Source organism: Candidatus Nanopelagicales bacterium (assembly GCA_028687755.1).
Taxonomy (GTDB): Bacteria; Actinomycetota; Actinomycetes; order S36-B12; family S36-B12; genus UBA11398.
The window spans coordinates 99,075-111,525 of sequence record JAQTZL010000003.1; the positions used below are offsets into that span (position 1 = coordinate 99,075).

Genomic DNA, 12,451 nt, shown 5'->3' on the forward strand with positions numbered 1-12,451 from the left:
GCAAGTCGTTGGTCACCAGAGTGCTGGTGCGATGAGCAAACAGGAAGTTTGGTGTGAGATGTCGACTAGCACTGACCGGTCGCTCAGCGAGGTCCGTTTTCTAACGGTGGCTGAGGTGGCTTCGCTCATGCGTGTGTCGAAGATGACCGTGTACCGCTTGGTTCACCATGGTGAGCTCCCAGCCGTGCGCGTCGGTCGTTCATTTCGCGTCCCTGAGCAAGCAGTGCATGACTACTTGCGCGATTCTTACGTAGAAATCGCCTAGTTCCACCTGTCGACCAAGCCAGCCGCTTGGCAAAGGTTGAGCCGCGATAGGCTCAATGCTCCAAAGCACGGGTGAATTTCACCTGTCAGCAATAAACGTGAGGTTTGTATCAATGGGCTCAGTGATCAAGAAGCGTCGCAAGCGGATGGCGAAGAAGAAGCATAAGAAGCTACTGCGCCGTACCCGCGTTCAGCGTCGTAACAAGAAGTAGCGAATACTTCTTGGCTGTGGTCACTCCATCGCAGGCAGCTCGTGCTGCTGGAAACACTGGACCACAAGCCCCACGCTTAACTCAATCTTCGCAAGTACCCGGCCGTGAAGCCGTCGATGTGCTGCAGGAACTCTTCGGAGCGCTGCAGTCGACATTGACGGCTTCCGGTTCGAGTGGGGCATCCGGCTTCGATCCGGAATTCACCGCCAATGTGCTCCTGCCGATTGTTCGGCCCCTGTATCGCGCTTGGTTTCGCGTCAGCACTGTCGGTATTGAAAACATTCCCGCAGCAGGTTCCGGATTAATTGTTTCTAATCACGCAGGAGCCATTGCGGTTGATTCAGTGATGACCCAAGTCGCCATTCATGATGAACATCCCCAACACCGTTTCTTGCGTATGTTGGCGGCAGACCTAGTGTTCAATCTTCCACTCATTGGCGATGCGGCTCGTAAAGCCGGGCATGTGCCGGCAAATGTTAAGAATGCAGAAGCCCTTCTTGGTGAAGGTGAACTTGTTGGCGTGTGGCCAGAAGGTTTCAAAGGCGTTGGGAAGCCATTTCATAAGCGCTACCAGCTTCAACGATTTGGCCGTGGAGGGTTTGTTGCAGTCGCATTGCGCACTGGAGCGCCGATCATTCCTACGGCGGTTGTAGGTTCAGAAGAGATCTATCCAATCATTGGCGACGCGAAGGGGTTAGCGAAGTTATTTGACCTTCCATATTTCCCCATCACGCCGACATTCCCGTGGTTTGGTCCGTTGGGAATGATTCCGTTACCGAGTAAGTGGACCATTGAATTTGGTGAACCGATTCCAACAGCGCATTACGGTGCTGAAGCTGCAAATGATCCTGCAGTGGTTTTCGAGTTAACAGACATCGTTCGAGATAAAATTCAAGCGATGTTAATTGCGAGATTGATGCATCGCACTCATGTGTTTGAGTAATTCCTTAGCCGTGTGATTTGCGACCGCGGCCCGCAAGCAAACCAACTGCTAAACCTGCGGCCAAGCCGCCAGCTGCTGCAATCGCTGCAGGGGAGGCAACCTTGCGAAGATGAGCGCGGGCTCGAAAATCCTCAATTGGCCACATGTGTGTTTCTGCGTATGCGCGCAATATTGGATCTGGATTTACGCACACAGGATTGCCGACGGCGCTGAGCATTGGAATGTCATTTGTGGAATCCGAATACGCCCAACACTCACCTAGGTCAAGGCCTTCTCGTTCTGCTAGAGCGGTTACAGCTTCTGCCTTAGCCAGTCCGTGCAATGGTGCGCCGACAAGGTGCCCTGTATAGCGGCCGTCTTCGACTTCAGAAACTGTGCCAAGGGCGCCTGTGAGCCCAAGTCGCCTCGCAATCACTTGCGCGAGTTCAATTGGAGTCGCGGTAACCAGCCACACTTGTCGACCGGCATCAAGATGTTCTTGGGCAAGTGCCAATGTTCCTGGAACGAGTTTGTCGACCATTGATTCATCGAAGATCTCTTGACCAAACGCGACGATTTCATCAACCCTGCGGCCCTTGACGAATGCGAGTGCAGATTCAGTAGCAAGTGCCATGTCATCTGGATTCTCGGTTCCGCGCAAAATGAATCGTGCTTGCGCCATCCCGAAAGCGGCGATCTCTCGAGGAGTGAAGAAACTGCGCCGAGCCATCCCGATAGCTACATGGAACAAACTTGAACCGCGCATGATCGTGTTGTCGACATCAAAGAATGCCGCTGCGCATTTTGCGTCATATTCACTCGGTAGCTGGGCTGCAGCTGCGGAGGCAAAGCCCGCAACGCGGGCACGGTCTACTGCATCAGCCATTGTTCGAGCGTAGTCTGCGTTGTGTGAGTGACCTACCGGCAAGTCGCGTTCAACTCATTGGTAAACCCGATTGCCACCTGTGTGAAGACGCGCGTGCGGTAGTCCAGTTGGTGTGTTCGGAGTTGAATATCGGGTTTGATGAACACTCAATCCTGGATGACCCGCAGTTGTATGACGAGTATTGGGAGCGGATCCCAGTTGTACTGGTAGATGACCGAGTTTTGGAATTTTGGCGGATCAATCCTGAGCGTTTACGAGGGGCATTGTCCTAATATCGGACGCAAGTGTCCGATGAACTTTGTGCACGAAGGCACAAGTCCTTACCCTTAGGGCAGTGGCCTGCACCATTAAAGCCGCTTTCACTAGGTCTTCCCGCGGTGTCTCCCGATACCAGCGCCTAGTGATCCAACCCTGGAGCACCGTGTCCTTGTCCCGCCAACTGAGCCCTAGTCGCACGCGCGACGATGGTCGTGGGATTCCCGATGCAACAGTGGCCCGGCTGCCGGTCTACCACCGAGTTCTTCGATCATTCGCCGAAGAGGGTGTGCAGACAATTTCTTCTGATCACTTGGCACAAAGTTGCGGTGTCAGTCCAGCGAAACTTCGCAAAGACCTTTCGCACCTGGGTTCGTACGGCACCCGCGGCGTTGGGTACGACGTAGCCCTATTGAGCTATCACATCAGCCGCGAACTCGGGTTGTCACAGCCCTGGGGTGTCGTCATTGTTGGTGTTGGCAATCTGGGTCAGGCATTGGTGTCTTATCGCGGTTTTGCATCACGAGGTTTTGAAATCGTTGGCTTACTTGATTCCCATCCAGATGTTGTGGGAAAGAGAGTGGCAGCAACTGGTGTTGATCTGGTTGTTGCTCCGATGGCGGAGCTTGAATCATTGGTGCGTGACAGTGGAGCAAGCATTGGCGTCATTGCTACGCCGGCCGAAGCCGCCCAAAAGGTTTGCGATCGACTCGTTGACGCCGGAGTGAAAAGCATTTTGAATTTTGCTCCCGCAGTTCTGGTCGTTCCTGAAGACGTAGAAATTCGCAAGGTCGACCTTGCTGTTGAACTACAAATCTTGGCCTTCCATGAACAACGAAGAGTCGATGACTCCACTCATCTTGCGAAGGTGATGAACGCATGACTGCGACAACAGTGAGCACCGCAACATCAAAGGTGCCAAAACAGGTGGTGCCTCCCCAACCTGAGGCCGCCCCGAAAAAGACGTCCAATTCCGCCACTACCGCAGGAGAGCACCAAGTGACTCGTGCAGCAACCGCAACAGCAGCACCAACTGAAGAAACACCAGTTATCGCTGCTGTGATTCCCGCAAAAGCACGTAAGAAAACAACGGCTATTGGCACTGTGGCACTCGTTGCTGCAGGTCCTGGCGACCCTGATCTGTTGACGCTGCGCGCAGTTGCGCTGATTCGCGATGCTGACATGGTGATCGCCGATGAAATCACTGAGCCAATTGCGCGTTTACATGCGAAAGCAGACGCAGAATTTGTAGTAGCTGGAGATCACGGCAAGGCCATGGTCGATGCAGCAAAGGATGGCAGAAATGTCGTTCACCTCATTGCTGGTGACCCAATCATTGACGGCACGCTGGTCGCAGAAGCCGCATCACTTCGTAAGTCAAAGATTCCTTTTGAAATTGCTCCTGGCGTCAGTGACGTCACGGGTATCCCTGCATACGCCGGCTTTAGTTTGACCGGCGGCAAAGTCCGCCAGGTTCGCGTTGTCGACGGAACCGACCCTGAGTTGCAGTGGGCTGACCTCGCGTCCCCTGGCATCACCACGGTGTTCCTCAATGGCGCAGATCTGTGCACTGAAATTGCAGCGAATTTGATGGCCGCGGGTGCTGATGGAAAAACCCCGATCGCGGTAACGCGTCAAGGCACCACGGTGGATCAGCGCACACTCGCGGGAACCTTGAGCGACATTGGTGCAATCGCTAAGCGCACAAAGCAGACAGGTCCTGGCGTTGTTGTTGTTGGCGAAGTTGTGTCGCAGCGCGAAAAGGCTGACTGGTTTGAAGCTAAACCACTGTTTGGCTGGCGAGTACTCATTCCGCGCACCCAAGAGCCTTCAGATTCAATTGTTGCGCTGCTGCGTCGTCACGGAGCTGTTCCTATGGAAGTTCCAACGATTTCTGTTGAGCCACCTCGCACCCCGCAGCAGATCGATCGCGCAGTGCACGGCTTGGTTTCTGGTCGCTACGAGTGGATTGGCTTTACTTCGGTCAACGCTGTACGCGCGATCCGCGAAAAACTTGCTTCATACGGTTTGGACGCACGCTCGTTTGCTGGCCTCAAGGTTGCCGCCGTCGGTGATGCCACTGTTGCAGCATTGATTGAGTTTGGGGTGCGCCCTGATCTGGTCCCAGAAGGCGAGCAGACCACGGCTGCACTCCTTGATGAATGGCCAGGGTACGACTCACTGATTGATCCAATCAATCGCATTTTCTTGCCTCGCGCCGATATCGCAACTGAATCGTTGGTCGCAGGCCTCACCGAACTCGGTTGGGAAGTTGAAGACATCACGGCCTTCCGCACAGTTCGTGCAGCACCACCTCCGGCGCCTACGCGCGAAGCCATCAAGACGGGTGGATTCGATGCAGTGTTGTTTACTTCAAGCAGCACCGTGCGTAACTTGGTTGGTATTGCAGGAAAGCCACATCACACCACTGTTGTTGCTGCGATCGGTCCTCAGACCACAAAGACTGCGCAAGAACATGGTCTACGTGTAGACGTTCAAGCTGATACCAGCACGCTTATCGGCCTCGTTGAAGCTCTCGCCGCTCATGGCGAAGAGCTTCGCTTGGCTGCTCTGGAAGCCGGTGAAGGTAGCTGGCGTCCAAGTCGTCGTCGTACACCAGCTCGACGTAAGGCGTAATTCACAATGGCTACACCAAAGCGCACCGTTGTTCACTTGCTTCGCCATGGAGAAGTGCACAACCCCGAAGGCGTGCTGTACGGCCGACTTCCTGGCTACGTGTTATCAGATCTCGGCCACGAAATGGCGCAGCGTGCGGGCAATGCGCTTCGCGGACACGACATCACCGGAGTGATCTCGTCGCCAATGGAGCGGGCGCAACAAACAGCTGTGCCAGTTGCTGGTGCGCATGGATTAGAAATCGGTACTGATGCCCGTTTGATCGAAGCTGACAATATTTTTGAAGGCCAGCGGGTCAGCGTCGGCGATGGTGTTCTTAAGCAACCCCGCACGTGGAAGCATCTTTACAACCCATTTAAACCTTCATGGGGCGAGCCGTATGACGAAGTTGCGGCACGCATGACTCAGGCAGTGCATGCTGCTCGTGATCAATTCCGCGGCGGCGAAGTGGTCCTCGTCAGTCATCAGTTGCCAATCTGGATTGCGCGACTCGCGGCAGAGTCACGCCGGTTGTGGCACGACCCGCGTAGTCGGCAATGCTCGCTTGCATCCATCACTTCGCTGACGTATCGCGATGATGAACTTGCGGCGATTACCTATACCGAACCATCACGTGATTTATTGGATAAGGCAAGCAAGGTGGCGGGCGCCTGACCCAGGGTCGCGCTGAAATGCTTATGCGTCATACACGAGTTCGTTTAAGCATTGGCGTCGCGCTGTTTGCATTGGTTGCAATGCCGATTGCTGGTTGCAGTAGTTCTCAACCTGGTTCAACTTCTGGCAGTGAGACCAACTTCGTCGCAGGTGATGGTTCTATCGAGGTAATTCCAGTAGGTCAGCGCGTTGCAGCCCCTGATTTCACCTTGCCAACCCTGGATGGCGGAAAGTTCACGCTGAGTGCGCAACGTGGCAAGGTTGTAGCAATGAATGTCTGGGCGTCATGGTGTGCTCCTTGTCGCAAAGAAGCTCCGGATCTAGAAGCGGTTTGGAAGCAATCAGATAAACGCAAGGTTGTTTTTGTTGGACTCAACACCCGCGATTCGCAAACATCTGCTGAAGGTTTTGTTCGCAACTACGGGATTACCTATCCGCAGGCGATTGATACCGACGGTCAAGTTCAATTGCTGTTCAGGAAAACCTTGCCCGCGCAAGCGATTCCATCAACGGTCATTGTTGATGCGAACGGACGAGTCGCGGCTCGAATCTTAGGAACAGCCACTGAGGCTACGTTACGAAGCGTTATCGATGATGTGCAACGAAGTTCGTCATGATTAGTGATGTCATTTCGCAAGGTACGTTGCTGTTTGCATTACCGCTGGCATTTGCAGCCGGCGTACTCGCTTTCCTTTCTCCTTGCGTTTTACCTCTAGCTCCTGGGTACTTGTCGTACATCACGGGTTTAACTGGCGCTGAACTTGCAGACGTAAAAGGCAACCGCGGGCGAGTGTTTCTTGGCAGTGTGCTCTTTGTTGCTGGATTCAGTGTCGTCTTTGTTTCTTACGGAGTGTTGTTTGGATCAATCGGTGCGACTTTGTTGGAATACCAAGTCACTATCGATCGTGTGCTCGGAGTACTTGTCATCATCATGGGACTGGCCTTCATGGGATTGATACCAGGGCTCCAGCGTGAATGGCGGATGCATCGCTTGCCAACATGGGGAGTTGCGGGCGCGCCACTGCTTGGTCTGTTGTTTGGATTGGGCTGGTCTCCGTGTATCGGTCCAACTCTGGCAGCGGTCCAAAGTCTGGCATTTACGGAAGCAAGTGCATTGCGTGGCGCAGTGCTTTCATTGGTCTATTGCTTGGGCCTTGGTTTGCCATTCGTGTTACTCGGTTTGCTCTTCACTCGCATGGGGCGTGCGCTGAGTTGGGTGCGCAATCACTATGAGCTTGTCATGCGCATCGGAGGAGCAATGTTGGTGATCGTTGGTGTATTGCTTGTCACTGGTTGGTGGAGTGATTTCACGATTTGGTTGCGAGTCACGCTTCCTGGATTTGAGACAGCGCTATGAGTCAATTGCCACCACTGAGTAATACCGGGTTCTTGCGATGGACTTGGCGTCAATTGACGAGTATGAAAACCGCGCTCGTATTGTTGTTTTTGCTTGCACTTGCCAGTGTTCCCGGTTCCATTTACCCGCAACGTGGTGTAGATCCAATCAAAGTTCGCGATTACATCGCGAATAATCCGACATGGGGTCCAACTCTTGATCGTCTTGGATTCTTCGAGGTTTACTCGTCGCCTTGGTTTTCGGCGATCTACTTATTGCTCTTCATTTCGCTTATCGGCTGTGTCGTTCCGCGTGTAGGCGTGCACTTCCGCGCAATGCGCAGTGCGCCTCCCGCGGCTCCTCGTGTACTTGATCGATTGGCTGGCACGCGAACGCTGGCCACAGATGCGTCAGCGAGCGAGGTGTTGCACATTGCGTCCAAGGCGTTACGCAAACATAAATGGCGCGTAGTCAGCGGTCCAGCATCGTCGCCTGAGTGGGTTGCGGCTGAAAAGGGCTACTTGCGTGAAACAGGAAACCTGGTATTCCACGTTGCATTGCTCTTCGTGCTCGCTGCGATTGCGATAGGCGGATTGTTTGGTTGGAAAGGCAACGTGATAGTTCGTGAAGGGTCAAGTTTTTCTAACACCTTGACGCAGTACGACGCATGGGGAGGCGGGCGATACACCAATGCGCAAGACCTTCCCCCATTTTCGTTCACCCTAGATAAATTCACCGTGGACTTCGAGCGCGGAGTTGCGCAGCGTGGTGCGCCACGAGCCTTTGAAGCGGATGTTTCGTACAAGACAGATCCAGCTGCTCCTCGCCAGCATGCGCTTATCGAAGTTAATGAGCCGCTCGTGATTGGTGGGGCAAAAGTCTTCTTGGTCGGACATGGCTACGCGCCGATCGTGAAAGTCACGGATAAAAATGGAAACGAAATATTCAAAGACGCTGTGCCATTCCTGCCACAGGACGGAATGTTTACCTCCACTGGTGTGGTGAAGATCCCGGATTCAACGCCTCAATTAGGTTTGCAAGCGCTCTTTTTGCCTACGGCGGCCCTGGATCAAATTCGGGGACCGCACTCAACCTTCCCGGGCCCTGATGATCCAGCGTTGTTCATGTCTGCTTGGAAGGGCGATCTGGGCTTAGATACGGGAAAGACACAAAGCGTCTACCGGCTCGTGACGGACAAGATGTCCAGAATTGGCCTAGAGCAACTCAAGGTTGGCGAAAGCTGGAAGCTTCCTGATGGATCCGGAACGGTCACGTTCGTAGGCTTTAAGCGGTGGGCTTCTTTCCAAATTGCTTCTGATCCGGGTAAAGAAATTGCACTCCTGTTCGTGGCTATTGCCATTCTCGGGTTATCTCTGTCACTTTTCATTCGTAGGCGACGGGTCTGGGTGAAGGTCATGACCCGTGATGGGGTTACCGTTATCCAAATCGCTGGAATCATGCGGACGTCGACCTTTGAAGATGAAGACATCGGTGCGCTTGCAGAAGACCTCGATGTTGTTGAACAAGCACTGATTGCAGCTGATGTTGTACGGGGTAACCCGGAGGAGGAACATTGAGTCCTGAGTCGCTCGCGCGTATGAGCAATGTCGCAATTTATTCGTCGATGCTGGCTGTGGCTTTTGCCATGTTTGCGTTTGCTGCCTCCTTCGCAGGCGGTCGTCGCAAGCCCGCCAATGTCATCGTGACTACTGAGATGAGTGCTGGCGGAACAGCAGTCATCACCAAGACTGAACTTCCTGTTGCAGAACCTGGGAGACGTGCCGCAAATATTGGCGTTTCGCTGAGTTGGCTTGCTTTTGCACTGTTGCTGACTGGTGTTGTGCTTCGCGGAGTGTGGGCAGGCCGTGCGCCTTGGGGCAACATGTACGAGTTCTCCATTACTGCAGCCCTAAGCGTGTTAGGCGTCTACCTGATCGCAAACACGCGTGTAGATCTACGCTGGCTTGGATTGTTTGTTGTTATTCCTGTGTTGCTGACCTTGGGTGTCGCGGTCACAGTTCTGTACACGGAAGCAGCTCAACTTGTTCCTGCGCTGAAGTCTTATTGGTTGGTCATCCACGTGTTCGCTGCGATAATTTGCGCCGGCGCCTTCACGATGGCTGCGGCGACTGCTGGTTTGTCACTCGTGCGCGACCGTGCTGAGAAGCGTGGCAATGTCGAAGGCGCATTGTCTTCGCGTATTCCTGATGCCGAACGTTTACGCGCACTTACCAACAAAACGCTGGCTTTCGCCTTTCCTTTGTGGACGTTCACTGTTGTTGCTGGAGCAATTTGGGCAGAAAATGCTTGGGGTCGTTACTGGGGCTGGGATCCAAAAGAAACCTGGGCCTTCATTACTTGGGTCGTATACGCCGCTTACCTTCATGCCCGTTCAACCGCAGGATGGCGCGGCAATAAGGCATCGATCATTGCGATAGCCGGTTGGATCGCATTCTTGATGAATTACTTCGGTGTGAACTTCTTGGCAAACAGTCTGCATTCGTATGGGGGCGTCGGTAGTTAATCGACTTCGTTAGCTCGTTTCGCCACGGCGCTCACGCATTTTGCGGCGCCATTCGTCTTCAGCGAGTTTCGCGAGGAATTTAGGGTCATCATCTGGCGCTGCCGTTGATTTGCGACGGCGACTTGATCGTGGGCGCCCAGTGAGCAACCAAATGATTCCGCCAAGAAGCGGAAGTGCGAACACGATGAGCAGCCAAACCACCTTGGGTAGATTGCGCACGTTGCTTTTTGGTGTTTGCGAGACATCAATCAGGAACCAGATATAGAACGCCACCGCGATGACGATGCCCAACACTCTGATCACGACTTCCTCCTTGCCACACCTTAACTCCCAAATTGAATCGTTCGCACCGTGTCGCATACGGTGGGCTCATGTCAAAAGCACCTAATCGGTGGCTCACAGCAGTGATGTACACCGCAGCACGCTTACTGCTCTGGTTGGTCATCTGGGCGCTGCTTCAGTTCCTCACACCGGTGAAGGGCCTACTTGCAGTCGTATTGAGCCTGCTGATCTCAAGCGCCATAAGCATCATCATGCTCGATCGTCAACGTGATGTGATGAGTGAAGGTGTTGGTGCGTTCTTTGGTGGAATCAATCAAAAAATTGCAAACTCAGCGGCTGCAGAAGATGCCTGGCAGGAGGAAATTCGCGCAGCACAATCAGGTCCAGGCCAGCAAAGCGCCGCAAGTCAGGCCGTAGATCAAGATCAACAAGCCACTTTGCTTGAGGGGAATGATCAACGCGGGACCGACAGCGCCACTGATAACAATCCGCACGGGTTGGATAGCGAAAACAAAACTGAGTAAGCCAAGTAGTAGCCACCAAGTGGTGAGTGCTGCAAGCTCAACCGTGAGTGCAAAGGCAAGTGCGACAAAGACGACATAGAGAATTCGTGTTCCGCGATCTCCAAGTCTCACCGCCAACGTGTGTTTTCCAGCTTGAGTATCCGTTGGAATATCGCGCAAGTTGTTCACCACTAAAAGAGTGCAGATCAGTAAGCCAATTGCACATGCCGCAGCGACATCAGCTGCGTTCACCTTGAGGGTTTGGACGTACACGGTGCCGATGACGGGTACGAGACCAAAAAAGATGAAAACAAAAACTTCACCTAAACCTATGTACCCATATGGGCGCTGGCCACCTGTGTAGAACCATGCTGCCGCGATGCAAGCAACGCCAACCAGAATGAGCCACCACTGTGATGTCATGAGCACTAGACCAAGGCCAGCAACCATCGCGACGAAATAGCAAAGGAATGCTGCGAGTTTGACCTGCTTTGGCTCTGCGAGTTTCTGGCCGACGAGTCGCACTGGACCGACTCGCACCTCATCAGTGCCCTTGATGCCGTCGCTGTAGTCGTTTGAGAAATTCACACCGACCTGGAGGGCGAGTGCCACGATGAGCGCAAGCGCCACTCGGCTGAGCATGAAACTATCGAGGCGAGCAGCAAGGCCAGCTCCGATAGCAACAGGTGCAATTGCAGAAGGAAGGGTTCGAGGGCGTGAGCCACCAACCCATTGGCTCAGCGTTGCCATATTGCTCCGTCATGTGTGAGTTGAGTGACTGCTCGTCGATCGATCTTGTTATTGGGAAGTGTTGGTAGCGAATCAACAAAAGCAAAATTGCGAGGCACAGCTGCTTTTCCGAGTGCAGTGTGAAGTGAAGTGCGCAAAATTTGCGCAAGTTCAGATTGATCGACTAATGAATCCTCAAGAGTGATCGCTGCGTAGAGTTCAAATTCACCATCGTTAGATGGTTGAGCGACTACGGCTGCAAGTTGCACACCTGCGAAGTTATTGATCACTTCTTCAACAGCATTAAGCGAAACATTGATGCCATTAATCGTGATCACATCATCGCTGCGTCCGTCAATCACGAGCATGTTCTCGTAAGAACCTAAATCGCCAGTTCGATAACTTCGACCAAAGAATCGTTCAGCCGTCTGTTCTGGTTGGTTTCGGTATCCCAACGCAACCATGTCGCCAGTCAACACGATTTCGCTATTGAGCGGATCAATACTGATGCCAACGCCCGGCAGAGGTTGTGAGTTATAGACACACCCGCCGGCAGTTTCTGTTGCGCCGTATGTAGTGGTGAGGCTGACACCTGCTGCTCGGGCTGCTTGAGCCGTGGAAGCGGGGAGTGGCCCGCCACCAACAAGAATCTGAGCGCAGGATCGCAAGGCTTCTGTGCCTTCAGCTTCGCTCAACAACCGTCGAACTTGGGCCGCAACCAACGAGACACGAACATCGGGCGAGTGCTGCAAAGCAATGCGAACAGTTGCAGAGAATTCTTCTGAGGTGAATGGATTGAGCCCACCCAAACTCGAAAGTCCCAACGCTGGCAGATCAGTTTCGGCAGCTCGCAGCACCACATTGAAACCACCCATTGACGTAATTGGCAGTGCTGCAATCCATTGAGGATTCGCATCGCCCTGGATTGCCTTCGAAAGAGCGTGCAAGGTCGCAGCACTATGAAGGACGCCCTTGGGATGCTGCGTGGATCCTGACGTGGCCAGCACGACGGCGATCTCATCAGATTCCAGAGGGATCGATTCATCGTCAGGTCTTGTCGCGGTCACGAGTTGGCTGACGTACTGAGGTGAAGTAGCTGGGGTAACCGTTGGAATGGGAGCGATAGCTGGGCCTGTGCCGTCTAAGGCAGTGCGTAGTGCCTCAGTGAGCACGCTCACGCCCTCAGCGCCCGGGGGGACCGAGAGGTGGAGGAGGGGTCGGGCAGGCATCACTGCAAGCGTAGTCGC

General features: G+C 53.7%; 15 protein-coding genes. 11 read left to right on the forward strand and 4 right to left on the reverse strand.

Annotation, left to right across the window (positions count from 1 at the left end; genetic code table 11):
- Positions 1-58: 58 nt before the first annotated feature.
- The 3 genes from PHN51_05795 to PHN51_05805 all read left to right on the forward strand — a co-directional run bounded on the left by PHN51_05795 (position 59) and on the right by PHN51_05805 (position 1,419).
- Positions 59-265, forward strand: a complete 207-nt coding sequence (locus PHN51_05795; protein MDD2818293.1) for a helix-turn-helix domain-containing protein — start codon at positions 59-61, stop codon at positions 263-265.
- Between the two features lie 112 nt (positions 266-377).
- On the forward strand, positions 378-476 hold the full coding sequence (locus PHN51_05800) for an AURKAIP1/COX24 domain-containing protein (protein MDD2818294.1): 99 nt from the start codon (positions 378-380) through the stop codon (positions 474-476).
- Positions 477-492: 16 nt separating this feature from the next.
- Positions 493-1,419, forward strand: a complete 927-nt coding sequence (locus PHN51_05805) for a lysophospholipid acyltransferase family protein (GenBank protein ID MDD2818295.1) — start codon at positions 493-495, stop codon at positions 1,417-1,419.
- Between the two features lie 4 nt (positions 1,420-1,423).
- Here the strand turns inward: PHN51_05805 and PHN51_05810 are convergent, their stop codons facing one another.
- The gene (locus PHN51_05810; protein ID MDD2818296.1) at positions 1,424-2,284 is read right to left on the reverse strand and encodes an HAD-IB family hydrolase; all 861 of its coding nucleotides are present in this window, start codon (positions 2,282-2,284) and stop codon (positions 1,424-1,426) included.
- A 23-nt stretch (positions 2,285-2,307) separates the two neighbouring features.
- On the opposite strand from PHN51_05810, the gene PHN51_05815 reads away from it, so the two are divergent.
- The 8 genes from PHN51_05815 (at position 2,308) to ccsB (ending at position 9,690) form a co-directional block, all read left to right on the forward strand.
- Positions 2,308-2,556 (forward strand): glutaredoxin family protein, encoded by a 249-nt coding sequence (locus PHN51_05815; protein ID MDD2818297.1) that lies wholly within the window; start codon positions 2,308-2,310, stop codon positions 2,554-2,556.
- A gap of 149 nt (positions 2,557-2,705) precedes the next feature.
- Entirely contained in the window at positions 2,706-3,422 is a 717-nt protein-coding gene (locus PHN51_05820) for a redox-sensing transcriptional repressor Rex (protein ID MDD2818298.1), read from the forward strand.
- Positions 3,419-5,176 carry a bifunctional uroporphyrinogen-III C-methyltransferase/uroporphyrinogen-III synthase gene (locus tag PHN51_05825; protein ID MDD2818299.1) on the forward strand — a complete coding sequence of 586 codons (1,758 nt, stop codon included), beginning with the start codon at positions 3,419-3,421 and terminating at the stop codon, positions 5,174-5,176. The genes PHN51_05820 and PHN51_05825 overlap by 4 nt, the downstream gene beginning before the upstream one ends.
- Before the next feature lie 6 nt (positions 5,177-5,182).
- Positions 5,183-5,830, forward strand: coding sequence for a histidine phosphatase family protein (locus PHN51_05830; GenBank protein ID MDD2818300.1), 648 nt, complete (start codon positions 5,183-5,185; stop codon positions 5,828-5,830).
- 17 nt (positions 5,831-5,847) lie between these two features.
- Complete coding sequence (locus tag PHN51_05835; protein MDD2818301.1) at positions 5,848-6,447, forward strand: TlpA disulfide reductase family protein; 600 nt, start codon at positions 5,848-5,850, stop codon at positions 6,445-6,447.
- A complete protein-coding gene (locus PHN51_05840) occupies positions 6,444-7,187 on the forward strand; it encodes a cytochrome c biogenesis protein CcdA (protein MDD2818302.1) in 744 nt (247 codons plus the stop codon). Before PHN51_05835 ends, PHN51_05840 begins: the two co-directional genes overlap by 4 nt.
- A complete protein-coding gene (locus tag PHN51_05845; GenBank protein ID MDD2818303.1) occupies positions 7,184-8,743 on the forward strand; it encodes a cytochrome c biogenesis protein ResB in 1,560 nt (519 codons plus the stop codon). The genes PHN51_05840 and PHN51_05845 overlap by 4 nt, the downstream gene beginning before the upstream one ends.
- On the forward strand, positions 8,740-9,690 hold the full coding sequence (gene ccsB / locus PHN51_05850; GenBank protein ID MDD2818304.1) for a c-type cytochrome biogenesis protein CcsB: 951 nt from the start codon (positions 8,740-8,742) through the stop codon (positions 9,688-9,690). The genes PHN51_05845 and ccsB overlap by 4 nt, the downstream gene beginning before the upstream one ends.
- Positions 9,691-9,699: 9 nt before the next feature.
- Here the strand turns inward: ccsB and PHN51_05855 are convergent, their stop codons facing one another.
- The 3 genes from PHN51_05855 to PHN51_05865 form a co-directional block, all read right to left on the reverse strand.
- A complete protein-coding gene (locus tag PHN51_05855; protein MDD2818305.1) occupies positions 9,700-9,993 on the reverse strand; it encodes a PLD nuclease N-terminal domain-containing protein in 294 nt (97 codons plus the stop codon).
- 356 nt (positions 9,994-10,349) lie between these two features.
- The gene (locus PHN51_05860) at positions 10,350-11,225 is read right to left on the reverse strand and encodes a 1,4-dihydroxy-2-naphthoate polyprenyltransferase (GenBank protein MDD2818306.1); all 876 of its coding nucleotides are present in this window, start codon (positions 11,223-11,225) and stop codon (positions 10,350-10,352) included.
- Positions 11,213-12,433 (reverse strand): AMP-binding protein, encoded by a 1,221-nt coding sequence (locus tag PHN51_05865; protein MDD2818307.1) that lies wholly within the window; start codon positions 12,431-12,433, stop codon positions 11,213-11,215. Before PHN51_05865 ends, PHN51_05860 begins: the two co-directional genes overlap by 13 nt.
- Positions 12,434-12,451: the final 18 nt, after the last annotated feature.

Coding starts and splice junctions, on each gene's coding strand:
- PHN51_05795 (MDD2818293.1), top strand. CDS start 59: ATGTCGACTAGCACTGACCGGTCGCTCAGCGAGGTCCGTTTTCTAACG.
- PHN51_05800 (MDD2818294.1), top strand. CDS start 378: ATGGGCTCAGTGATCAAGAAGCGTCGCAAGCGGATGGCGAAGAAGAAG.
- PHN51_05810 (MDD2818296.1), bottom strand. CDS start 2,284: ATGGCTGATGCAGTAGACCGTGCCCGCGTTGCGGGCTTTGCCTCCGCA.
- PHN51_05825 (MDD2818299.1), top strand. CDS start 3,419: ATGACTGCGACAACAGTGAGCACCGCAACATCAAAGGTGCCAAAACAG.
- PHN51_05830 (MDD2818300.1), top strand. CDS start 5,183: ATGGCTACACCAAAGCGCACCGTTGTTCACTTGCTTCGCCATGGAGAA.
- PHN51_05835 (MDD2818301.1), top strand. CDS start 5,848: ATGCTTATGCGTCATACACGAGTTCGTTTAAGCATTGGCGTCGCGCTG.
- PHN51_05840 (MDD2818302.1), top strand. CDS start 6,444: ATGATTAGTGATGTCATTTCGCAAGGTACGTTGCTGTTTGCATTACCG.
- PHN51_05845 (MDD2818303.1), top strand. CDS start 7,184: ATGAGTCAATTGCCACCACTGAGTAATACCGGGTTCTTGCGATGGACT.
- PHN51_05860 (MDD2818306.1), bottom strand. CDS start 11,225: ATGGCAACGCTGAGCCAATGGGTTGGTGGCTCACGCCCTCGAACCCTT.
- PHN51_05865 (MDD2818307.1), bottom strand. CDS start 12,433: ATGCCTGCCCGACCCCTCCTCCACCTCTCGGTCCCCCCGGGCGCTGAG.